Source organism: Ruegeria sp. CDSB022 (assembly GCF_059611145.1).
The window spans coordinates 385112-407788 of the sequence record NZ_JBXWOZ010000002.1; the positions used below are offsets into that span (position 1 = coordinate 385112).

Below are 22677 nucleotides of genomic sequence, written 5' to 3' on the forward strand. Positions count from 1 at the left end.
CTGCCTTCCCCACTACATCTGCCATTGCGGGGGAAAGGGAAATGAAATTTCCCATACCTGATTCATAATTGAAATGCGATATGTTGGCTATCCCTCAGATATGCGAGGGTTTTGTGAGTGAGTGGCGGCAATAATGCCGGTAGCGAGTGATAGCGGGGCACATATTAGCCCCGCTTCGTTTAGGCCGCTTATAGGCCGAAGGCGTCGCTGTTGTGAGTGCAGGGGCTCCATCCCCAAAGAGCGTGAGCTCATCCCCTAACTGGACAACGGCGGCGTCGCTCATTTCGCCACATGAGATGGCTTGCCCAGGCGGGGCTGGCGAATTAGACCCGAGCCATGGCAAAACTTTACTTCAACTACTCGACTATGAACGCGGGCAAATCGACCGTGTTGCTGCAGGCCTCGCATAATTATCGCGAGCGCGGCATGGATACTTACCTGATGACGGCTGCATTGGATGGGCGCGCCGGTGCTGGGAAAATTGCCTCGCGGATTGGGATATCATCCGAGGCTGATACTTTTGACACCGATGATGATGTTTTCGCCATGATCGAAGCCCGTCTGGCGCAAGGCAAAATTGCATGTGTCTTTATCGACGAAGCCCAGTTCCTGACCGAAGATCAGGTCTGGCAACTGGCCCGCGCCGTAGATGACCTGAACGTGCCGGTGCTGGCTTATGGGTTGCGGGTCGATTTTCAGGGCCGGCTATTTCCCGGATCGGCCGCCTTGCTGGCGCTGGCGGATGAGATGCGTGAGGTTCGCACGATCTGCGAATGCGGCCGCAAGGCAACAATGGTGATTCGTCAGGACGAGAATGGAAATCCCATCACCCAAGGTGCTCAGGTCCAAATTGGTGGCAACGAAACCTATGTCTCGCTGTGCCGCAGGCATTGGCGCGAGGCCGTGGGCACCTAAACCGGATTTGGCAGCGGGCGCCCCTGAACAAAGGCCGCAACATTATCTAGCGCCATGTGCCCCATAGCGCTGCGGACCTCCTCAGTCGCGGTACCCAGGTGGGGCAACAGGGTCACGTTCTGCAAATCTATCAGAGCTTGCGGCACTGCGGGTTCGAATTCGTAGACATCCAGACCCGCACCCGCGATTTGCTTTTCTTGCAACGCCGAAATCAGGGCCGATTCATCCAATACCTCTCCCCGAGAAATATTGATCAGGATGGCAGCAGCGTTCATCGCCTGCAGCACCTGCGCATTGATCAGATGCCGGGTTTCGGCACCGCCCGGCACAGCCAGGATCAGGAAATCGACACCGGCAGCCAAAGCTTTGAGGTCTGAGACATAATCCGCCGGAAACTCTAACTCCTTTGGACTGCGCGATTGATAGGCGACGTGCATACCAAACCCATATTGGCAACGTCGCGCGATGGCTTGCCCAATGCGCCCCATGCCCACAATGCCGACCCGTTTGCCGGTTACGTGATGGCCCAACATCTGTGTCGGGTGCCAGCCCTGCCAAAGGTTTGAACGTACCAGCCGTTCGCCTTCTCCGGCGCGGCGGGCCGTGGACAGCAGCAATGTCATGGCAATATCGGCAGTCGCATCTGTGACAGCGCCCGGCGTATTGGTCACCGCGATTCCGGCCTGACGGGCCGCCTCCACATCTATGTGATTATACCCAACCCCAAAGTTTGCCAGCAGTTTGCACCGCGGTTCCGGCACCTCAGCAAAGATCTGGGCAGAAAACAGGTCGCCCAAGGTCGGCACCACCACATCGAATTCGGACAGCGCATGCCCCATTTCCTTGAGTGACATCGGCAAGGTTTCACTGCGCATCTCTGCGTCAAACTCTGCGCGTGCACGTGCTGCGACAGAGGCGGTCATCGGTCGGGCAATGAACACACGCATCAGTGCATCCGCCCACCGGTTGGAACCTTGCCATCCGGCCCGATCAGGACGATCTCACCAGTCTCATCCGGCAATCCTAAAACAAGCACTTCGGACAGGAACTTGCCGATCTGGCGCGGAGGGAAATTTACCACCGCCATCACCTGCTTGCCCACCAATGAGGCGGGATCATAATGCGCAGTGATCTGGGCCGAGGTTTTCCGCTCGCCGATATCTCGTCCAAAATCGATCCACATCTTGATCGCTGGCTTGCGCGCTTCGGGGAAGGGCTCGGCGCGGATAACCTCGCCGACGCGAATGTCGACCTTGAGAAAATCGTCGAATGTAATTTCACTCACGAGACAGCTCCTTGGACCGATCAGTTGCGGCTTTAACAGCGCGGTGCAGCAGGTCGGGAAAACCGAATTCGTCGTGCATCAGGACCTCAAGCGCGGCCTGCGTGGTTCCATTAGGCGAAGTGACATTGACGCGCAGTTGCGAAGGGTCCTCGTCAGACGCCATGGCCAAGGCCCCTGCCCCGGCGACCGTGGACTTGGCCAGCCTCATTGCCAAATCATGTGGCAGGCCCTGAGCCTGACCCGCAGCAGCGAGCGTTTCTATAAGGTGGAATACATAGGCAGGGCCGGACCCGCTCAGCCCGGTAACGGCATCAATCTGCGCCTCATCCTGCAATCTGACCGTCTCACCGACCGCAGATAGCAGGTTTTCGGCTAGGGCCAGATCCGCATCCGAAACAGCAGAATTTCCAATCAACGCCGTGATTCCCTGTCGGATCGCCGCCGGGGTGTTCGGCATGGCACGCACGATTGGTGTTTTCTGGCCCAACACCTCTTCGAATGTTGAGATCGAGGTGCCCGCCGCCACCGACACGAACAGGCTGCGCCCACCGCCCAGGGCTGTAATTGCGGGCAGTGCATCGCCCATCATCTGTGGCTTTACCGCGACCAGCACTACCGCAGGCGCTTCGGGTAGCGGGGTATTGATGTTGACGCCCGACGATTTCAGCCAATCCGACGGGAAAGGATCAATCACCCAGACTGACGAGGCAGGAAGGCCATGCTCTAACCACCCGGCAAGCATGGCCGATCCCATCTTTCCGCATCCCAAAAGCACCAGCCCCTGTTCGGCGACGCGTGACATGTCCATGATTGCCCCTCCGCTTATTTGGCTCGGGGCAAAGCTTTACGCGCGGCCGTAGGCCTCTGCAATGGCGACTTGCATCGCGTCTTCCGGGGTACGGTTGCCCCATGTGACCAGTTGGATCGCGGGATAATAACGCTCGGCGCTCAGGACCGCTGCAGTGATCATCGTATCAATCTGTTCCGGGCTGGCCATCTGACCACCCGCAAGAACCAGACCGTAGCGGTAAACCATCAGCTTCTGATTGGCCCAGTATGTGAAGGCCCCGGCCCAGCACTGATCGTTCATCTTGTTCAGCAGTTCATAAAGCTCGGTCTCGCGCGCCTCAGGTGGCTCCATCTCGAACGAGCACACCATACGCAGCGTTTCGTCATAATTCGACCAGGCTAGCGTAATCGAGTAGGTGCGCCACTGTCCTTCGACAGCCATTGCGATCTGATCATCCCCGATCCGATCAAAGTCCCAATCGTGATGTTCGGCAAGATGTTCAACAATGTCGATTGGATGAAGGTCTTCTTCAAGAAACTGCTCGGAAAGGGCCATAATGCCACCTCACTAATTTCTAGCACTTCGGGGCTGGCAGCGCCCCAGCGCTAGTTGCCTGCTCTACAAGCCGGGCTTCCCCCATAGGCCTGTACTAAATATGGTGCGCTGTGGGTGGTGGCCTGACAACCCCCATTTTTGGGGATAACAGCAATAAGTTGTGGATAGCTGGCAACGGGGATCAAAATATTGGCATCAGATGCAGCTTTGTCTTGATTAATTCCTGCAAGACGGCATGATGCACAACACCGCACAACCCAGAACCGGATTGCGCGGCGTTTGTCTTTTTTCGAAAATTTCGCGGGGGATTATTCGCCCAGCTTGGCTTCCAACGCTGCAATGCGCGCCTCGAGCGCTGTGTTTTCCTCGCGCGCTTTCTGAGCCATGGCACGGACAGCGTCGAATTCTTCGCGTGTGACGAAATCGCGATCAGCCAGCCAACGGTCGATCATCGACTTCATGGCGTTCTCCGCCTCGTCCTTTGCGCCTTGGGCAACACCCATGGCGTTGGTCATGAGTTGCGAAACATCATCCAGAATCTTGTTGCGGGTTTGCATGGTTATCCTCCGATTTGGCGGTTGGTCTCTATATGGGGAATGATTGGCGCAGGCTCAAGGTTGACTTAACCCTCAAAGCCCGGGCAATGAGACGCACATGCAGGCTGTTCTGAATTTCCCCGATCTGTCGCCCGAACTTTTCTCGATCTCGCTGTTCGGGATGGAGTTCGCACTTAGATGGTACGCCCTCGCCTATATCGCCGGGATTGTGATTGCATGGCGCCTGGGGGTGATCGCCCTAAAGCGCCCCGCCCTGTGGCCCGAAAAGGCGCCACCTATGCAACCCGCCCAGCTTGAGGATCTGATCACCTGGATCATCCTGGGCGTGATTCTGGGCGGGCGACTTGGGTTCGTGCTGTTTTATCAACCAGCTTATTACCTTTCGAACCCGATCGAAATTCTGATGGTCTGGCAGGGCGGCATGGCCTTCCACGGTGGATTGCTAGGCGTCGTCGTGGCCTCATATATCTATGCAAGACGTCACCAAATTTCGATTTTGCCGCTTGCTGATCTGATCGCGCATACCGTGCCGCCTGGGCTGTTATTGGGTCGTGTTGCGAATTTCATCAACGCCGAACTGTGGGGAAGGCCCAGCGACCTGCCCTGGGCCTTTGTATTCCCCGGTGCCGCCGCCCAAAACTGCCCGGAGGTTATTGGTCTTTGCGCCCGCCACCCCTCTCAGCTTTACGAAGCCGCGCTTGAGGGGTTGCTGCTGGGTGCCTTGCTCTTGTGGCTGGCCTATCGGCGCCACGCTTTCCTACGGCCCGGTCTGGTCACAGGCGTGTTTATGACGGGCTATGGCGCATCGCGTTTCATTGTCGAGTTTTTCCGGCAACCCGATGCACAGTTTGTTTCGGCCGGAAATCCGCTTGGACTTGCCTGGCAAATGGGCGGCTACGGCCTGACCATGGGCCAGTTACTGTCTTTGCCAATGATTGCCTTTGGCCTTTGGCTGGCATCACGCGCTAAGGCCAAGTGATGACCCTCGCCAACCTCTTACAGGCACGTATCGCACAAGACGGCCCGATGAGTGTAGCCGACTATATGACCGAATGCCTGCTGCACCCGACACTGGGATATTACTCCACCCGCGACCCCCTTGGCCCGCAGGGCGATTTCATCACCGCCCCGGAAATCAGCCAGATGTTTGGCGAACTGATCGGGCTCAGCCTTGCGCAATGCTGGATTGACCAGGGGCGTCCGGGCCGTTTCACGCTAGCGGAGCTGGGTCCCGGGCGCGGAACGCTGATGGCTGACATACTGCGTGCAACACAGGGCGTGGATGGCTTTCACGCGGCGGCAGATATTGTTCTGCTTGAGGCCTCACCAACCCTGCGAACCATTCAGGCAAAGACGCTGGATGCCTATGCTCCACGCTGGATTACATCGGTCACCGATCTACCCGATTCCCCGCTTTTGCTGGTGGCAAACGAGTTCTTTGACGCTCTGCCCATTCGCCAATTCATCCGCGATGACAGCGATTGGCGGGAACGTTTGATCGGGATGAAGGACGAATCACTGGCTTTTGGCCTGGGGCCGCGGTCACCACAGATCGCTTTGAAGAACCGGCTTGAGGACACGCAGGATGGGGATCTGGTCGAGCTTTGCCCTTCGGCCATACCGGTCATCACTGTGATCGCCGGACGGATCGCGACCCATGGCGGAGCCGGACTGATCCTGGATTATGGCGACTGGCATTCGCTTGGGGATACGTTTCAAGCGCTACATGCCCACAAGCCGATAGACCCGCTTTCCAGCCCCGGACAAGCTGATCTGACCGCCCATGTGGACTTCGAACCTCTGGCGAGCGCAGCGCGAGCGGCAGGCTGCGCCCATTCGCGCCTGACACCCCAAGGCGTTTTTCTGGAACGGCTGGGCATCACTGCGCGGGCGCAAGCATTGGCGAAACCACTCAGCGGGTCCAAGCTTGAGGCGTTGATAGCCGCACATCGCCGGTTGACGCACCCAGAGGAAATGGGAAACCTGTTCAAAGTACTGGGCCTGTACCCATCTTATGCCGCATTACCACCGGGACTGGAATCATGACGCTGGAAATTCTGACTTCGGATCTCTTGTCATCCGTACGCCATGGGTTTTTCTGCCGCCGAGGCGGGGCCTCATCCGGGATATTTGCAGGGCTCAACTGCGGTCATGGATCATCTGACCAGACCGAGGCTGTCGCGATAAACCGTAACCGCGTAGCGGATGCGATGGAGGTCGATCCCGGATCCCTTATCGGGGTGCATCAGGTGCATTCACCGACGGTCATAACTGTTGATGGTCCAATCGACGGGGAAAAGCCTAAAGCAGACGCGTTGGTTACGGCCTATCCCGGGCTGGCGCTGACCATCCTCACGGCGGATTGCCAACCTGTTCTTTTTGCCGACACCCACGCAAAAGTGATAGGAGCTGCACATGCGGGTTGGCGCGGCGCGCTAGACGGTGTGCTTGAGGCCACGTTGGACTCCATGGAGGCGCTAGGAGCACGGCGCGAGAATACAGTGGCTGTCATAGGGCCCACAATCTCTCAAACTGTGTATGAGGTCGGACCCGAGTTCCTAGAAGAATTTGCCACTGAATCATCAGAAAACCTGCGATTCTTCGCAAATGGAACGGGTGATCGGATGCAATTTGACCTCCCGTCCTATGGGCTGCACCGGTTACGTCAGGCTGGTGTCGGGCATGCAGAGTGGATTCGTCATTGCACCTATTCGGACCCGAACAGATTCTATTCGTACCGCCGATCGGTTCATGCAAAAGAAGCCGACTACGGCCGCCTGATTTCCGCAATCAAACTGTGACGCGCGTCCTGATTGTGGCGAAATCGCCGCTTTTTCGCCACATTTGTTGTGTCTATATGAGTCGCCAAAATTAGGTTTTATTGCCCTCTCTCAGATGGTTATCTGCATATTTCCGAATGTGAGCGCGGCTAGATTAAGAAAAGGAAACAACCAACTTTCTTTTGTCCCAGATTCAACCCGCGTCAGCCTTATGGCCGCCTCAATATGGCGACACGTTAGGCTCAGATTGGGTCGTTAGGCACTAAGCCTTGAACGAGTAGGACAACAGGATGAAACAAAGATCCCGCTTTCTCAGCGCTGTTCTGAAAGCGTCCAGAGAGCAAAAACTGGAGATGCCGTGGAAGCGGGTTTCCAGCCGTTCTGCCAGTGTGGCGCGCCGTTTGGCTTCGCGACGCTGATTAGACAGGCCTACCAAAGCCATTCTGCCGGCTTTGAGGGTCAAGACACACAGCGGGGGTGCTCCGATCCGGTGTGTGGCGCTTCACAGACGCTTTCTGTGAATGTGTTTAGGAGTTTGTGTGCGTAGACAATTTTCGTCTGCGAGTTGTGAGTTTGTCTGGGGGGTCAATGTGTTGACCAAGAGTTTGCGAAATTCCATCGCACCGCGCGGCCGTTACAGCCGACGTCTCGAAGTCGCCATAGCATTCAAGACAAAGAAAACCGATCGGGCGGGCCTGTACGGGGGTTCAGCCTTCCTGAGCGGATGTTTGAGGGGACGGAATTAGTATGACTATTCCACATTCTTTGGCCCGCGCCGCCAGAAACGCCGTCGATACGTCGACAATGCTGCGCGAGATTCCAAGAAATACAACAAAACAAAAAGCGCAGCTGCGGCGCTATGAGGTCAGTTCATTGTTGAGCAATGGCGAGGTATCCCAAACCCGCCACATCGCGCCAGCGCTGCCCATGTTCGAGGATGCGTTTTGTGCCTTTACGCGGGGTTCGCTTGTCGAAACCGAAAACGGGCCGATAGCGATCGAAGATCTTTTACCTGGCGATACGGTTTTGACCCAGAATGGAACTTCGGAAACCGTGGTCTGGAAGGGCTCGGTTACTTTGATCCCCGGGCGCGAAGACTCGCGTGGTCGCACGCGCCCGCTGACACGCATCATGGCGGATACCTTCGGAATGCAAAAACCGATGTCAGGCGTGACTGTCGGTCCGGCTGCGCGCCTGTTAGGCACCCCAGCACATCTGCGGCACTTGTATGGCGGATCTCCTGTTTTGACGCCCGCACACGAGTTCCAAGACGGGATGGGCGTCATCGAGATGCTACCGCCTACCCCAATCGAATTGTTTCACATCTGTCTGAAACGCCATTCGGTTATCAAGGTAGACGGATTACAGTTTGAATCATATCATCCAGGCGTAAATGCGGTTCGGATGATCAGCCATTCGCTTCGCTCAATCTATTTGAACTTGTTCGAGCATGTCGAATCGCTGAATGACTTTGGCCCGCTGCAGTTACCGCGTGCCGGAGATGGAGAGGTGGACGCAATCACTGCCTGAGTTTTAACCAGTACTGCAAAGTGGGGGCTTTATGCAGATTTTAATTAGTTGGGTGTTGTTTCTGGTTGTCACGGCGATTCTGCCGCCGTGCACCAGCCGTCACAAAAGGATGCGCTTTACGCCGTCCGGTTCATTCGTTCTTCCAGGACGTCAAACGGTACACCGGGCTCGTCCTTAGCGCCGCGTATCACAAGTGAGGTTTTAACGCTGGCTACGTTTGGCGTGGTCAGCAACTCGCCTGTTAAAAACTGCTGAAAGCTGCTGAGATCAGGAGCGACGCATTTCAGAATAAAATCCACTTCGCCGTTCAGCATGTGGCATTCACGGACAAGTGGCCATTCGCGGCAGCGTTCCTCGAATGCGCTGAGTTCGGCTTCGGCTTGGCTTTCCAATCCGACGCTTGCAAAGACCTGAACCTCAAAACCCAGCTCACGCGCATTCACTTCCGCATGGTATCCGCGGATAAGGCCCGAGTCCTCCAACGTACGCACGCGCCGCAGGCACGGAGGCGCGGAAATTCCCACACGTTTCGCGAGCTCTACATTGGTCATGCGACCGTCTGCCTGCAATTCTGCCAGAATCTTGCGGTCAATCTCGTCCAGCCGTGTCGCGACCATAAAAAGCTCCTGAATTTTCGGTTGTTATATCAGCACCCAAGGGATGCGCAATAATGTTTCGCGTTTGCGCAATATTCTTTGGTTTTCCAGGTATTTTTCTAGCGCGAGTTGTGAAACGGATTCTCCGATACGGCACGAAGGGGCTTTAAGCGCCTCAAGGGGGTCGCTATATCCATTCGCCAAGGGGCCGCAGGCCCGTATCAGGCAGATCGAGTTGGGGGTATCATGGCCGAAACGAAACACACCAGGGTTCTGATAATCGGGTCAGGGCCTGCCGGTTATACTGCGGGCGTATATGCCAGCCGTGCGATGCTGGAACCGATCCTGGTTCAGGGCATCGAGCCGGGCGGACAGCTGACGACCACCACCGAGGTCGAGAACTATCCCGGTTTTACCGAAGTCCAGGGGCCTGATCTGATGATCAAGATGCAGGAGCACGCCGCCGCGATGGGGTGCGAGATCATCGGCGACATCATCAGCGATCTGGATGTCTCGAAACGCCCGTTCACCGCAAAGGGCGACAGCGGCACCATCTACACCGCCGATGCGGTCATTCTGGCCACTGGCGCGCGGGCGAAATGGCTGGGATTGTCCTCGGAAGAGAAGTTCAAAGGCTTTGGCGTTTCCGCCTGCGCCACATGCGACGGGTTCTTCTATCGCGGGCAGGAGATCGTTGTAATCGGCGGCGGCAATACCGCCGTGGAAGAGGCGCTGTTTCTGACCAACTTTGCCAGCAAGGTCACCTTGATCCATCGCCGCGATGAATTGCGCGCCGAAAAGATTCTGCAGGATCGGCTGATGAAGAACGACAAGATCGAGCCCCTGTGGTTCCACGAACTGGACGAGGTCATCGGAACCGATGCGCCTTTGGGTGTCGAAGGCGTGCGCGTCAAGAATGTGAAAACCGGTGAGATTCGCGAAATCCCCTGTAAAGGTGTTTTCATCGCCATCGGCCACGCACCCGCGAATGAGCTGGTCAAGGACTCGCTGGAAACCCATATGGGCGGCTATGTGATCACCAAACCGGGCTCCACAGAAACCTCCATCCCAGGTGTCTTTGCTGCCGGAGACCTGACAGATCACATCTACCGTCAAGCCGTTACCAGCGCCGGGATGGGCTGTATGGCCGCGCTGGATGCTGAACGGTTCCTGGCCGAGCAGGATTAATCAGGTGATCGAATTCTCCGGCCCGATCTGGAGAATTCTGTTCCTCTCACAGATAGACGCCCCTTTGGCCCCAGCACGGGCGCCAGAGGGGCGTTTTCATTATACGGGCCAATTCGCGCTTTATTCTTCGCTGAGCGCTGAGGGTGCCGAAGTAGCCATCAAACGCTATGTCTGCCCATCCGATCCACCACGCATTCTTCAAAAATGCCGGATCACCGGCGCTCGGCTGGTAGATCTGCGGGGGCACAGTGAAGCCTCGGTCATTTGGCAGGATATCCACGAAAAAGAAGGCGCCTCACCCACTTGGCTATTTTCGGATGACGCCCGCGCCAAAGGCGCCGACGGCTTGCTATACAGTTCGCGATCCCGGCCAGAACTCAGTCATGTGGTTTTGTTTAGCACCTCGCCAGAGGTAGTGTGCCTGGATGGGGATCCGCATCCCTGGTTGCCGGGGCATAGAGGCTTCGCTTGACCCCCGCTCTGCGCCGTTACAGACTCTGAGATGCGAGCAAAACGAACACAGGTGAACCGAGTGAAAAGCGTACTATGGCAAGGCGGGTGGGCTACCCGGCTGAGGATCATGAGCGGCCTGATCCTGTTCATCTTTGCCTTCTTTCACTTCATCAATATCGGTCTGGGACTGTTTCATACTGATTATCTCCACGAAATGCAGAAAGGCCGCCATGTCATTACGCGCAACAACATCGGCAGCGCGATTCTATATCTGGCCTTGCTCGTGCATTTTGGGCTGGCGCTGTATTCGTTAGCTCAGCGCAGAACCATGCGAATGCCTTTCAGTCTGGGGCTACAGGTGGTGCTTGGATTTGTGATTCCACTGCAACTGATCTCGCACCTTGTTCACACCCGATACGCACATGCAGTTTTCGGGGTTAATGATGAGATGGGTTATATCATCGCGCTAATGTGGCCCAGCTATGCAATCTGGACTCAAAGTCTGCTTTTGCTGGTGGTCTGGGTCCACAGTTGCATCGGTCTTCACATGTGGCTGCGCCTGACAACCTGGTGGCAAAGGACGCTGCCTTATTTGATCGGGCTCGCCGTGTTCATTCCGTCTTTCGCTCTGGCAGGTCTTTTGACAGAGGGCCGACGCATCTGGGCTGATTTCGCCGACCCGTTTCTGCGCGATCAGTATATCGAACATTACAACTGGCCATCGCCTGAGGCATTTCAGGCTCTGATGGGTGTGAGGCAAGATACGCTGCTTGCATTCGGGCTGGCGGTTGGCGCTACATTGCTTGTGTTTCTGGTGCGCAAAATTTTGCGACGCCGGCATTCGGTGCGCATCAAATATGTGGAAGGCCCCGAAATTGTGGCCGAAAAAGGCATGACTCTGCTTGAGATTTCTCAGGCCAACGGCATTCCCCACACTGCGCTATGTGGTGGCAAGGGGCGCTGCACCACCTGTCGCGTTATTGTCGAGAATGGTGCAGATCAGCTCCCCGTCCCCAGTGAGATCGAGGCCCGCAGCTTGGCTGCCGTGAAAGCACCCGAAGGTGCACGCCTGGCCTGTCAGATCCGCCCGACCGAGCCAATCACGGCCTTTCGGATGTACAATCCCGGTAGCGGTCGCAATCGCGCCCATGCCAGTCAGGGGCAGGAACGTAAACTGGCGGTGCTGTTTCTGGACATGCGCGGGTTCACGGCACTGACCACCGGGCAGTTGCCCTATGACATCGTTTTCCTGCTCAACCGGTTCTTTGACGCCATCGTACCAGCCATCACCTCGGATGGGGGTGTGGTCGACAAGTATATGGGTGACGGGCTGCTGGCAGTGTTTGAAACCGCCGATGCTGCAAGTTCAGCACGGGCCGGGATGAAAGCTGCAGCCAATGTCAGCCGCGCATTGCAACGGTTCAACGAACAACTCGAAACCGAGGGCAGCCCGCTTATCCGCATTGGAATGGGGTTACATCTGGGCGATCTGGTTCTGGGCGAAATCGGCGCCGTGGGCACTGCAAGCCGCACGATTATCGGCGACGCCGTGAATGTCGCCAGCCGATTGGAGGCCGAGACCAAGGGGTTGGGTGTCGAGCTTTTGGTTTCGGGCGATCTGCTGAAGGCAGCGGGGTATGAGAGTTGGCAGAACGATCTGCGCCCCTTCCAGTTGCGTGGGGTAACAAGGCCAATTTCTGCCCTGCCGGTCGAACGTGCATCCAACCTCACCCCCAAGATTGCCGCCTGAGAACACACTCATTCAAACCGGCTTATTTGGCCTTGATCCAAGGGATTGTCGTCGGGTTTCGCGTCAAAATGTGGAAAATCCTTCCAATCCGGAGAAAAACCGCGCATATCGTCCTTTGTTTCATAAATCCATCTGGACTTCACCCGGCCGCCGGGGCACATGCCCGGCAAACGCCCCTGAATCACTGGCCAATCCATCCTTCGACAAGAGAATTCCCATGACGATGTTAAGCAATCTGGCGCCGATCTCTGAACTTTATGTTTCGTACGAGTCCGCACAGAAACTGAAAGTAGAAGCTGCCGACCTGACAAGCTGGGACCTGAGCCCTCGTCAGATCTGTGATCTGGAACTGCTGATGAATGGCGGGTTCAACCCGCTGAAAGGGTTCCTAAGCGAGGCCGATTACGACAATGTCGTCGAAAACATGCGCCTGGCCGACGGCACCCTTTGGCCGATGCCAATCACGTTGGATGTCAGCGAAGACTTCGCTGAGGGCATCGAACTGGGTCAGGACATTGCACTACGCGACCAGGAAGGTGTCATTTTGGGCACCATGACTGTGACCGACCGCTGGACGCCGAACAAGGCACGCGAGGCGGAAAAGGTCTTTGGTGCAGATGACGATGCCCACCCGGCGGTCAACTACCTGCACAACACTGCCGGCAAGGTTTACTTGGGCGGCCCTGTTGTTGGTATCCAACAGCCCGTTCACTATGACTTCCGTGCCCGCCGCGATACGCCGAACGAGCTGCGCGCCTATTTCCGCAAACTGGGCTGGCGCCGTATTGTTGCGTTCCAAACCCGCAACCCGCTGCACCGCGCGCATCAGGAACTGACCTTCCGTGCCGCCAAAGAGGCGCAGGCCAACCTACTGATCCATCCGGTTGTTGGTATGACCAAGCCGGGCGACGTGGACCACTTTACCCGCGTGCGTTGCTATGAGGCTGTTCTGGACAAGTACCCGGCCTCGACAACTTCGATGTCACTGCTGAACTTGGCGATGCGTATGGCAGGCCCGCGCGAGGCGGTGTGGCACGGGTTGATCCGCGCCAACCACGGCTGCACGCATTTCATTGTCGGCCGTGACCACGCAGGCCCCGGCAAGAACTCAGCCGGCGAAGATTTCTATGGCCCCTACGACGCACAGGATTTGTTCCGCCAGTTCCAGGATGAAATCGGCGTCGAAATGGTCGATTTCAAGCACATGGTCTTTGTGCAGGAACGCGCTCAATACGAACCGAATGACGAGATCGCCGACAAAGACAACGTCACAATCCTGAACATCTCGGGCACAGAACTGCGCCGCCGTCTGGCCGAAGGCCTGGAAATCCCCGAATGGTTCAGCTTCCCTGAGGTTGTGACCGAGCTGCGCAAGACCAAACCGCCGCGCAGTCAGCAGGGTTTTACCGTATTCTTCACCGGTTTCTCCGGCTCGGGCAAATCGACCATCGCCAACGCTCTTATGGTAAAGCTGATGGAGATGGGCGGTCGTCCGGTGACCCTGCTGGATGGAGACATTGTTCGTAAGAACCTGTCATCGGAACTGGGCTTTTCGAAAGAGCATCGCGACCTGAACATCCGCCGCATCGGCTATGTGGCCAGCGAGATCACCAAGAACGGCGGGATCGCCATCTGCGCCCCGATCGCACCCTACGCCACGACCCGCCGCGCCGTCCGCGAAGATGTCGAAGCGTTCGGCGCTTTCTGCGAGGTTCACGTGGCCACCAGCATCGAAGAATGCGAACGCCGCGATCGCAAGGGCCTGTACAAGCTGGCGCGTGAAGGCAAGATCAAGGAATTCACCGGAATTTCCGATCCCTACGACGTACCTGCCAATCCTGAGCTGAGCGTCGAGACCGAGAATGTGGACGTAGACAACTGTGCCCACCAGGTTCTGCTCAAGCTGGAAAGCATGGGTTTGATCGCCGGATCGTAACCTGCGCAAAGAATCAAGCAAAAGGCCCTCGGTTTCCGGGGGCCTTTTTCTATTGGATTATAGTTCTGCCCGAATGGCGGCGACGGCGCGTCCTTCGAAATCACCAAACTCGGCCGCTTTGGACTGGCTGGCCCGCAGGGCATCTAGACGCGCGGCATAGTCATCGACCGAAGCGGCTTGAATCGCGCTCCGAATGTCGGCCTTGGAATCGCACAGGATCATCCCAGATGTGTCGAAGAAATCACCAATATTGGGACAGCCCCAATAGATCGGCACTGTCGAGCACAAGATCGCGTCTGTCAGCTTTTCCGAAAAGTAATTCCGCTCCCGCACATTCTCGATCACCACCGAATAGCGATATGGGGCCAGCCCGTCAGACTTTCGGTCAAACGGGGTATAGCCACGCCCCATAATATCGACATCTGCCCCGGATTCACGAACCCAGTCGATCACGGAATGGCGCAGCTGATGTCCTTCGAGATCACGTTTGGCCGAGGCGATCAGAGAACAGGAATTAGATTTCTCAACCATAAGTTCCCGCCAATCAGGCACCATCGTCACGCCATAAGGCAGAAACACGGCGTTTGGGATACCTTGCAACAATACATCATGAAAGGTCAGCACCCGGAAGAACCGCCGCCACGTATAGCGCAACATGCGATCATGTTTGGCATGGATGGCCGAAGGCTCTCCCATCATCAAAGATATCCGCGCACGTGTTCCCCGACGAAGACGCAGATGTACGGTGGAATTGGGGTACATAATCAGATGGTCCGTGTGCGCAAGATCGCCCACTGTTTTTCCGATCAGACGATCCGGGCAACCTTCGGGCCAGGTCAGTTCCGACAAAGGAACCGTGGCCAGTTTCGGCCCTAACCGATGCCCATAGGGCAGTATTGCGATTGCAGGTTCTGTCATCATCCGGCATCTGGTAAATTAACCTGACCCCGCATAAGGATATGCCCGCGACCGGCGACCTTGATGCCTGTCATCGCATCCGATGGACCAGCTCGGGTTACAGTCGCCTGACCGGGGCGCCCCATATCATGGCCTTGCTCGGCAATAAAAACGTCCTTTGGCATCAGCCCATGTTTCCAGAGATACGCCGCCATCGCACCTGTGGCAGATCCGGTAAACGGATCCTCGGGCGGGCTGGGCGGGGCCAACAGCAATCTCGAGAATGTATCGCCCGCTTTGGTCGCGCCTTTGAGCGTTACAAGAAAAGGTTCGGCCATATCGGAGCCGGAAAAGCCCGCCTTTTCGGCAATCTCGCGCAAAGGCCCTTCGACCAGTTTTGCCGCGCGCAGGGCGTCGTGATCACGAAGAACAGTGACACAGAAGGGCAGCCCGGTAGAAACAAATTGCGGTGGCGAGATGATCGCCTCTTTGGGCAGGCTGATGGCAGAGGCGACCAGCTCGGCGGGAACATAGGCGCCGAATTGTGGTGCAATCTGCGTCATCTCGATTTCATCACCGCTGATGCAGATCGAAACAATCCCCGCGCCGGTTTCAAGCGTCAGGGTATTGCCTTGCAGCATTCCTCTGGACTGCATTGCAGCTACGGTGGCGATCGTGGGATGCCCGGCAAAGGGGATTTCGCGACTGGCCAGAAAATAACGAACCCGGAAATCGGCCACATCGGACGGGCCAGTAAAGGTGCATTCAACCAAGGACGTCTCGCGCACATAGGCCATGCAGACGTCTTCGGACAGAGCTGCCCCACCATGAACAACAGCGCACCCATTGCCACCAAAGGCGCGATCGCTGAAGGCGTCTACCCAGTCAAAGTCGAACCAATTCATGTGTCGTGCACTCCGATATTCGAACCATCATAGGTTCGACTGTCTCGCCCGACAGGCCATGGATGTCACGAGGAAAACGTACGGAGGCCGCTTTAGTGCACGGCCACCGGTGAAAAATCATGCTCGCGCGCCAGGTTAAACGCCAGCTTGCGATCAGCAACCAGTGCCAGTTGCTGGCCGTCGGCATCGTGTACCGCATATAGCAGGCTCAGATCTCCGGCCTGTTCGCGAACTTCCCGAGGTAGATCGGCGACTTCAACTGTTTTGACATAGACGATCCGATCGCCTTCGGCGTTGATTTCAAACGGTGTATTCATTGCTCTTACCCCTTCCTTATGTTGATCGTTTGCACCACGGTTTCGGGCACAGCGCGGGTCAGATCCACATGCAGCAGACCATTTTCAATGATCGCTTCGCCAACCTCGACCCCATCGGCCAACACGAACATGCGCTGAAACTGACGTGCCGCGATCCCACGGTGTAGAAAGATACGTCCTTCGCTGTCGTCGCGCTGACGTCCCCGGATCACCAACTGTCGATCTTCGATGGTAATCGACAGGTCCTCTTCTGCAAACCCAGCCACAGCCAGGGTAATGCGGTAGGAAAAATTCGAGGTCTGTTCAATATTATAGGGCGGATACCCCTCATTTCCGGCCTTTGCAGACCGCTCCAGAAGGCGTTCCAACTGCTCGAACCCCAAAAGATGCGGGTATGAGCCCAGAGTAAGTTTAGACACGTATTTTCGTCCTTTATTGCCAAAGCGACGTGTTGTGCGGCCCCATTCTGGCAACCGCGTATAATAGAATATGGGAATATACAGCGATGTCCACAAGGTCTGGCCGGATCAAGCCTGACACACTATCTTGTGTGACAAGCACCACAACAACTCTGAGTCGCCAATGAACGCGCCCACCGATCTTTCGATGAAAACTGATGAGGTTCTGCGGGTAGAGCTGGAAGTTTTCCGCCGTCAACACCGTGATCTTGACGAAGCAATCGAGGCGCTTCAGGCCACTGGCACCTCGGATCAACTGACGATCAAACGGTTGAAAAAGCAGAAACTGCGCCTGAAAGACATCATTCGCCTGATCGAAGACCGCCTGACCCCGGATATCATCGCCTGAGACATCTGAACCGCATTGCCACAAAGGCGGATTTGGCTATAGTTCGCGCTCTTTTGGAAGGCAGGGACGCAAGCGGATGAGCGACGTTAAAGTGGGGATCATCATGGGAAGCCAGTCAGACTGGTCCACGATGAAAGAAGCCGCAGATATTCTGGATGAGTTGGGCGTGGCCTATGAAAAACGCATCGTTTCAGCGCACCGCACCCCAGATCGCTTGTGGGACTATGGCAAGACTGCTGTCTCGCGCGGATTGCAGGTGATCATTGCAGGGGCCGGTGGGGCCGCGCATTTACCGGGTATGATGGCCTCGAAAACACGCGTTCCTGTGATCGGCGTTCCGGTGCAGACGCGGGCACTGTCTGGCGTCGATTCGCTCTATTCCATTGTTCAGATGCCCAAAGGGTTCCCGGTTGCGACTATGGCGATCGGGTCGGCAGGCGGTGCCAATGCGGGATTGATGGCCGCTGGCATTCTGGCGCTGCAGGATAACGCTCTGGCCGACCGGCTGGATGCCTGGCGCGACGCGCTATCGGCCTCAATCCCCGAAGAACCCGAGGGATGAGCCGGATCGGATTCATCGGCACGGGCCATATTGCGGCCCCGATGGTGCGTTTTTTGGCCCGTAAAGGGCACGAGATCTCCGTGACAGAACGCAATGACCAGGTTTCAACCGCGCTAAAGGCTGAACTGGGTGTGTCTGTCACGACGCCACAGGCCGTGATTGATGCATCCGAGATCGTGTTCCTGTGCCTGCGCCCACATATCGCTGCGGACGTTCTGGCCGCCTTAACGTTTCGATCCGACCATCAGATCGTCTCGGTCATGGCAGCAGTTTCGAAAGATGAACTAACCGAGCTCTGCTCTCCGGCGCCGGCAATCGTGCAAACCATTCCGCTGGGATTTTTGGAAGCCGGTGGCTGCCCGCTGGTCGCTTTCGGCAACGATCAACTGCTGGCCGATTTGTTCGCACCGGAAAACCCGGTGATCAAGGTCGCAGATGAGGCGGCACTGAACGCCCATTTCGCCATTTGCGCCATGGTTCCCGGCCTTCTGGACCTGATGGCGACCGGAGCAACTTGGCTGGGAGACACAACCGGAGACGCAGCCGGGGCCGAATTCTACACCACCCAGTTGGTATCGGGCTTTCTGCACGCGATGGATAAGAAGGCCGCAGGCCGCCTAGAGGCCGAACGCGATGCGCTGGCCACTGACGGCACGCTGAGCCTGCAAATGACACAGACCCTGCAAGATCAGGGCGCGCACAAGGTATTGCACGCAGCACTTGGCGCTATTGGCAAACGTTTGGAGAGTTGAGAATGGTGGAAATGCTCGCCCCCGGCGCGACAATCGGGATTTTGGGCGGCGGTCAACTGGGCCGTATGCTGTCCGTTGCTGCAGCCCGGCTGGGTTTTGTGTCGCATATTTATGAACCCGGTGCGACCCCGCCTGCGGGTCATGTGGCGGATCGTGTGACCACCGCCTCTTATGATGATGCCGAGGCCCTCAAGGCCTTTGCCGAAGCAGTCGATGTCATCACCTATGAGTTCGAGAACATCCCCACCGAAGCACTGGACATTCTGGAAGTCCACCGCCCCATCCGCCCGGGGCGCGAGGCGCTGCGGGTCAGTCAGGATCGACTGAACGAAAAGGCTTTCTTGCAAGGTCAGGGCCTGAATACCGCACCCTTCGCCGATATCACGGATCTGGACAGCCTGAAGGCTGCGATTGACCAGATCGGCACCCCTGCCATCCTGAAGACCCGCCGATTTGGCTATGACGGCAAGGGACAGGCCCGGCTACTCAGCCCCGATGACGCTGAAACTGCTCTGGCAGACATGGCGGGTGCGCCTGCGATCCTGGAAGGCTTTGTCGATTTCAGCCATGAGGTTTCGATCATTGCCGCGCGCGGATTGGATGGTCAGGTCGCCTGTTTCGACCCCGGTGAGAACGTGCATCGCGATGGCATTTTGCATACCACCTCCGTCCCTGCCCGCCTGCCCGCAGCAAAGCGCACAGATGCGATCCTGTTGGCGGCAAATATCCTGAACGCCTTGGACTATGTCGGCGTCATGGGGGTCGAGTTGTTCGTGACCCCGCAGGGTCTGATCGTGAACGAGATCGCACCGCGCGTGCATAACTCGGGCCATTGGACACAGAATGGCTGCGCGGTGGATCAATTCGAGCAACATATCCGTGCCGTGGCAGGCTGGCCTCTGGGCGACGGGCAGCGTCATTCAGACGTGGTGATGGAGAACCTGATCGGCGACGATATGGACCGCGTACCTGAACTCGCGACCGAACGTGATGTTGCGCTGCATCTTTATGGCAAGGCCGAGGTGAAGGCAGGCCGCAAGATGGGTCATTTTAACCGCATCACGCGGTAAATCAGCCGACAAACCGCGCGGCGATATCCCCGGCCATATAGCTGACGCGCCCGGCAGCCAGCGTTGCCGCGACACGGTTTGTATCTGCCTCCAGAATGACCAGATCGGCACGCTGCCCGGGGGTGAGCGTGCCGCGATCTTGCAACCCAAGTACGCGGGCTGGCCCTGACGACACCAGCGCCCATGCGCCCGCCATGTCCAGAAGGCCGGATTTGGCCAGCATCAAGGCTGCCCGGCGCGGGCTGGGATAGTGATAATCCGAGGCCAGTGCATCGCACAGCCCCATCGCAATCAGGTCCAGCGCGCTAACATTCCCTTTATGCGACCCGCCGCGCACCACATTGGGCGATCCCAGGATGATGTGATCCCCGGCGGTGCGGGCGGCCTCGGCGGCTTCCAGCGTTTCGGGGAACTCTGAAATCCGCGCGCCCCGCGCGCGCCAATCGGCGCGAGTTTGGGCTGTGGCGTCATCGTGGCTGCCCATCCGGACGCCCTGCTTTGTCAAAGCAGTACAGAGTACATCCAGTGCGGTATACACCTCATCCCGGCGAGCATGCATCGACAGCAGCATTTCGAAATGCACCTCGGGATTGCGACCGGCCTTGAGCGCCTGTCCGGTCAGACGCGGGGGCTTACGCCCCTCAGCCAGACGGTCATGCGGCAGGTGGTCGTTGAACACGACATAGGGCACCTGCCAAGCCGCAATCTTTTCTGCCAGTCCGGCGTAATTGTCCAGCATATGCGTTTCGAACCGAAGCTGGGGCATCAGATCGGTGACGGTGTGGTCCTTGACTGCCGCAATGGCATCAAACACCTGCCCTGCGAACTCAGGCCCGCGCACCCCACCTTCCCAACTGTAAAACTGGGCCAGAACGGCTGTGGTGATGCCATTGGCCGCCAGTTCAGCCTCGACCGAGTGGATCCCTTCGTTCATCTGCTTCATGGCACCGCGACGGGGCGCGATGTGCCGTTCAAACCCATCACCATGCAGGTCGATAATACCGGGCAGAACCAGATATCCTGACAGGTTGATCTGCCGCCCGGCAGGGCCTGTCTGAACCACGCCATCGGCAATAGACAGATCGGCACCCGTCAGCCCCTCGCCGGGCAGAAGAACCTCTGCACCGGTCAGGGTCAGGCTTAATGCGGTCATTGCGTGGACTCCGAGTCAGGTTCCGAGCAATCCTGTCCGATGCAGATCTCGTCAATAGCTTCCATCACCCCGTCAAGCCAGGTGATCTGCGGGTCGAACTGGCCGAATTCAATGAAGTACAGGGCCTGAGCCATGACCCGCGGATTGTTCATCATGAACGTGTGGGTCACCGGCAGAACCAGGTGATCAGTCATTCCTTCGACCTTGGTGCTTTCAACCGAAACCTTACCGTCATCAGGCCCATCAATCAGTGAAGAAAACACCGGGTTTAATGAGTTCTCGCCTGCGATAACACCCAGTTCAAAATCCACCGGCGGTAGACGACCCGGAATCCCTTCGGCACCTGTGCCCAGTTGAAGCCCCGCAGGTCCGTTGAGATAGCCGAACACCTCCCACGCGCTAAGTTCATCGACCAGTTGGCTGCCCTGATTGGGCGGCCCCAGCATGACGACACGACCCAGGTTTTCCGGGCTATGATCCTTGAGCCAATAGCGCAACAAAATGCCGCCCATCGAATGTGCCACCACATTGACAGTGTCATCGCCACAAGACGCAAAGGCATCAGGAATGGTTTGTTCGGCCAGTTCGGGAATACCGATCTCGGTCGAGGGATAGCCCGGGCGCACAACCGAATAGTCATGTGACTTGAACAGCTGCTCCATCACGGTGAAAGAGGCCTCGGTCCGCGCAAGACCATGCAACAAGACCACGCATTTCGCGCTGGCCGCGGCGGGGAGCAGAAAGATAAGCAGGGCGATCAGAATTTTCATAAGCGCCAGATAATGCCTTAGCGCCGCTGATGAAAGCCCTACCCCCGCTGACGTCGCAGCACCGCCAGCGCGATGCCGCCCAACACCAGCGCTGCGCCAATCAAAAGCCGGGCCTCTGCTGTTTCGCTCAGCAAGAGGACACCGCCCAGAATAGCAATCACGGGCACGCTCAACTGCACCACAGCTGCAACGGTCGGTGCCAGTTGGGGCAAAACACGGTACCACAACGCATATCCCAGCCCCGAAGTGACCGCCCCGGATATTGCCGACAGTAGCAAACCGGTGCCCGTCATCTGCCAACCTCCGCCGAGCAGCAGCAAAGCTCCGGCCGTCACCGGAAGGGCAATGACGAAATTCGCCGCCGTACCGGCAAGCGCATTTGGCTCGGACCGTCCCGCCAGAGAATATGCTGCCCAGCCAATCCCGGCAGCGCACATCAGAGCGGCTCCGACCGGGTCCACGCGAACCGTGCCCGACGGCCAAAGCACATAGGCGAGGCCACCCAATGCAATCGCCGCCCCCAGAAGTTGCTGTCGTGTCGGTGAATTTCCAGTCACGGCAGTGGCCACGAACATCGTGATTTGCACTACCCCAAACAGGATCAAGGCGCCCAGCCCGGCATCCAGTGTAAGATAGGCGATCGAGAACCCGATCATGTAAAGCGACAAGGCGCCAGCGCCAATGAACCGGCGAGGGCTGCGCAACGGCAGGCTGCCGCCACGTATCAAAACCAGCACCGCCAGCATCAGCGCCCCTGCCAGAACGCGCATAACCGCAAACCCCGCCGGGTCGCTATCGCCGCCTTCAACGGCCATCCGGTTCAGAATGGAGTTCGCTGCAAAGGCGCACATGGTGAGGGCGGTCAGAAGGAACAGTCGCATATCAACCCGATACCGGTTTCACACCGGTTTGGGTACTCACTTTCCTGAAGGGACCGGTTAGACCGTCGACCTCGGAACAGTTTGAGCCACAGTTTCAGTCATAAGCGGCGTGCCAAAACGAAACGGGGCCGCCCGAAGGCGACCCCGTTCCTTAGCTCTGAAGCTCCCCTCTGGGCAGTTTGGCTATACTGCCAAGCGCCTGTGGGGCCGCCAGAATTCGCCTAAGCG

26 protein-coding genes are annotated in these 22677 nt (G+C 57.4%); 13 read left to right on the plus strand and 13 right to left on the minus strand.

The genetic code is table 11. From position 1 onward, the window contains the following. Positions 1–336: 336 nt before the first annotated feature. Positions 337–915: a thymidine kinase gene (locus tag AC2FIZ_RS07325; protein ID WP_142636576.1), complete on the plus strand. Its 579-nt coding sequence runs from the start codon at positions 337–339 to the stop codon at positions 913–915. Here the strand turns inward: AC2FIZ_RS07325 and AC2FIZ_RS07330 are convergent. From AC2FIZ_RS07330 to AC2FIZ_RS07350, 5 genes are all read right to left on the minus strand, one after another. Further along, positions 912–1862, minus strand: a complete 951-nt coding sequence (locus AC2FIZ_RS07330) for a 2-hydroxyacid dehydrogenase (RefSeq protein ID WP_281972668.1) — start codon at positions 1860–1862, stop codon at positions 912–914. The genes AC2FIZ_RS07325 and AC2FIZ_RS07330 overlap by 4 nt on opposite strands. Further along, positions 1862–2200, minus strand: coding sequence for a tRNA-binding protein (locus AC2FIZ_RS07335; RefSeq protein ID WP_271949232.1), 339 nt, complete (start codon positions 2198–2200; stop codon positions 1862–1864). Before AC2FIZ_RS07335 ends, AC2FIZ_RS07330 begins: the two co-directional genes overlap by 1 nt. Continuing rightward, positions 2193–3008, minus strand: coding sequence for a pyrroline-5-carboxylate reductase (gene proC, locus AC2FIZ_RS07340; RefSeq protein ID WP_142636570.1), 816 nt, complete (start codon positions 3006–3008; stop codon positions 2193–2195). Before proC ends, AC2FIZ_RS07335 begins: the two co-directional genes overlap by 8 nt. 36 nt (positions 3009–3044) lie before the next feature. Continuing rightward, on the minus strand, positions 3045–3545 hold the full coding sequence (locus AC2FIZ_RS07345) for a type III secretion system chaperone family protein (RefSeq protein WP_142636568.1): 501 nt from the start codon (positions 3543–3545) through the stop codon (positions 3045–3047). 308 nt (positions 3546–3853) lie between these two features. Continuing rightward, positions 3854–4102 carry an accessory factor UbiK family protein gene (locus AC2FIZ_RS07350; RefSeq protein ID WP_142636566.1) on the minus strand — a complete coding sequence of 83 codons (249 nt, stop codon included), beginning with the start codon at positions 4100–4102 and terminating at the stop codon, positions 3854–3856. Positions 4103–4199: 97 nt separating this feature from the next. On the opposite strand from AC2FIZ_RS07350, the gene lgt reads away from it, so the two are divergent. The 4 genes from lgt to AC2FIZ_RS07370 all read left to right on the plus strand — a co-directional run bounded on the left by lgt (position 4200) and on the right by AC2FIZ_RS07370 (position 8412). Continuing rightward, on the plus strand, positions 4200–5081 hold the full coding sequence (lgt, locus tag AC2FIZ_RS07355) for a prolipoprotein diacylglyceryl transferase (protein ID WP_281994971.1): 882 nt from the start codon (positions 4200–4202) through the stop codon (positions 5079–5081). Then, a complete protein-coding gene (locus AC2FIZ_RS07360) occupies positions 5081–6148 on the plus strand; it encodes a class I SAM-dependent methyltransferase (RefSeq protein WP_281972664.1) in 1068 nt (355 codons plus the stop codon). The genes lgt and AC2FIZ_RS07360 overlap by 1 nt, the downstream gene beginning before the upstream one ends. Next, the gene (pgeF, locus tag AC2FIZ_RS07365) at positions 6145–6903 is read left to right on the plus strand and encodes a peptidoglycan editing factor PgeF (RefSeq protein ID WP_496689554.1); all 759 of its coding nucleotides are present in this window, start codon (positions 6145–6147) and stop codon (positions 6901–6903) included. The genes AC2FIZ_RS07360 and pgeF overlap by 4 nt, the downstream gene beginning before the upstream one ends. A gap of 726 nt (positions 6904–7629) precedes the next feature. After that, the gene (locus tag AC2FIZ_RS07370; RefSeq protein ID WP_271949219.1) at positions 7630–8412 is read left to right on the plus strand and encodes a Hint domain-containing protein; all 783 of its coding nucleotides are present in this window, start codon (positions 7630–7632) and stop codon (positions 8410–8412) included. Between the two features lie 116 nt (positions 8413–8528). Here the strand turns inward: AC2FIZ_RS07370 and AC2FIZ_RS07375 are convergent, their stop codons facing one another. After that, positions 8529–9029, minus strand: coding sequence for an Lrp/AsnC family transcriptional regulator (locus AC2FIZ_RS07375; RefSeq protein WP_142636556.1), 501 nt, complete (start codon positions 9027–9029; stop codon positions 8529–8531). 225 nt (positions 9030–9254) lie between these two features. Between AC2FIZ_RS07375 and trxB the strand changes: the two genes are divergently transcribed. From trxB to AC2FIZ_RS07395, 4 genes are all read left to right on the plus strand, one after another. Continuing rightward, entirely contained in the window at positions 9255–10196 is a 942-nt protein-coding gene (gene trxB, locus AC2FIZ_RS07380) for a thioredoxin-disulfide reductase (RefSeq protein WP_271949214.1), read from the plus strand. A gap of 4 nt (positions 10197–10200) precedes the next feature. Beyond that, positions 10201–10668, plus strand: a complete 468-nt coding sequence (locus tag AC2FIZ_RS07385) for an RES family NAD+ phosphorylase (protein ID WP_281994973.1) — start codon at positions 10201–10203, stop codon at positions 10666–10668. A gap of 60 nt (positions 10669–10728) precedes the next feature. After that, a complete protein-coding gene (locus AC2FIZ_RS07390; protein ID WP_496790826.1) occupies positions 10729–12399 on the plus strand; it encodes an adenylate/guanylate cyclase domain-containing protein in 1671 nt (556 codons plus the stop codon). A 217-nt stretch (positions 12400–12616) separates the two neighbouring features. Next, positions 12617–14335, plus strand: a complete 1719-nt coding sequence (locus AC2FIZ_RS07395; RefSeq protein ID WP_282021518.1) for a bifunctional sulfate adenylyltransferase/adenylylsulfate kinase — start codon at positions 12617–12619, stop codon at positions 14333–14335. A gap of 57 nt (positions 14336–14392) precedes the next feature. Here the strand turns inward: AC2FIZ_RS07395 and AC2FIZ_RS07400 are convergent, their stop codons facing one another. The 4 genes from AC2FIZ_RS07400 to AC2FIZ_RS07415 all read right to left on the minus strand — a co-directional run bounded on the left by AC2FIZ_RS07400 (position 14393) and on the right by AC2FIZ_RS07415 (position 16873). Then, positions 14393–15253, minus strand: a complete 861-nt coding sequence (locus tag AC2FIZ_RS07400) for a hypothetical protein (protein ID WP_496790827.1) — start codon at positions 15251–15253, stop codon at positions 14393–14395. Then, positions 15253–16137, minus strand: coding sequence for a PhzF family phenazine biosynthesis protein (locus AC2FIZ_RS07405; protein ID WP_496790829.1), 885 nt, complete (start codon positions 16135–16137; stop codon positions 15253–15255). Before AC2FIZ_RS07405 ends, AC2FIZ_RS07400 begins: the two co-directional genes overlap by 1 nt. 92 nt (positions 16138–16229) lie before the next feature. After that, a complete protein-coding gene (locus tag AC2FIZ_RS07410; protein WP_142636543.1) occupies positions 16230–16454 on the minus strand; it encodes a DUF1150 family protein in 225 nt (74 codons plus the stop codon). Positions 16455–16459: 5 nt separating this feature from the next. Further along, on the minus strand, positions 16460–16873 hold the full coding sequence (locus AC2FIZ_RS07415) for an Hsp20 family protein (protein ID WP_142636541.1): 414 nt from the start codon (positions 16871–16873) through the stop codon (positions 16460–16462). A gap of 163 nt (positions 16874–17036) precedes the next feature. Here AC2FIZ_RS07415 and AC2FIZ_RS07420 point away from each other — a divergent pair, with 163 nt between their 5' ends. From AC2FIZ_RS07420 to AC2FIZ_RS07435, 4 genes are all read left to right on the plus strand, one after another. Further along, positions 17037–17261, plus strand: coding sequence for a YdcH family protein (locus AC2FIZ_RS07420; protein ID WP_037308505.1), 225 nt, complete (start codon positions 17037–17039; stop codon positions 17259–17261). A 76-nt stretch (positions 17262–17337) separates the two neighbouring features. Next, the gene (gene purE / locus AC2FIZ_RS07425) at positions 17338–17823 is read left to right on the plus strand and encodes a 5-(carboxyamino)imidazole ribonucleotide mutase (RefSeq protein WP_271949196.1); all 486 of its coding nucleotides are present in this window, start codon (positions 17338–17340) and stop codon (positions 17821–17823) included. After that, positions 17820–18575, plus strand: coding sequence for an NAD(P)-binding domain-containing protein (locus AC2FIZ_RS07430; protein ID WP_496677633.1), 756 nt, complete (start codon positions 17820–17822; stop codon positions 18573–18575). The genes purE and AC2FIZ_RS07430 overlap by 4 nt, the downstream gene beginning before the upstream one ends. Positions 18576–18577: 2 nt before the next feature. Beyond that, positions 18578–19645: a 5-(carboxyamino)imidazole ribonucleotide synthase gene (locus tag AC2FIZ_RS07435; RefSeq protein WP_271949191.1), complete on the plus strand. Its 1068-nt coding sequence runs from the start codon at positions 18578–18580 to the stop codon at positions 19643–19645. A gap of 1 nt (position 19646) precedes the next feature. Here AC2FIZ_RS07435 and AC2FIZ_RS07440 read toward each other — a convergent pair whose 3' ends face one another. From AC2FIZ_RS07440 to AC2FIZ_RS07450, 3 genes are read right to left on the minus strand one after another with little or no spacing between them, the layout of a single operon-like run. Continuing rightward, a complete protein-coding gene (locus tag AC2FIZ_RS07440; RefSeq protein ID WP_496790830.1) occupies positions 19647–20798 on the minus strand; it encodes an alpha-D-ribose 1-methylphosphonate 5-triphosphate diphosphatase in 1152 nt (383 codons plus the stop codon). Next, a complete protein-coding gene (locus tag AC2FIZ_RS07445; protein ID WP_496790831.1) occupies positions 20795–21568 on the minus strand; it encodes an alpha/beta fold hydrolase in 774 nt (257 codons plus the stop codon). Before AC2FIZ_RS07445 ends, AC2FIZ_RS07440 begins: the two co-directional genes overlap by 4 nt. Positions 21569–21606: 38 nt before the next feature. Next, a complete protein-coding gene (locus tag AC2FIZ_RS07450) occupies positions 21607–22449 on the minus strand; it encodes a DMT family transporter (protein WP_281972653.1) in 843 nt (280 codons plus the stop codon). Positions 22450–22677 lie beyond the last annotated feature (228 nt).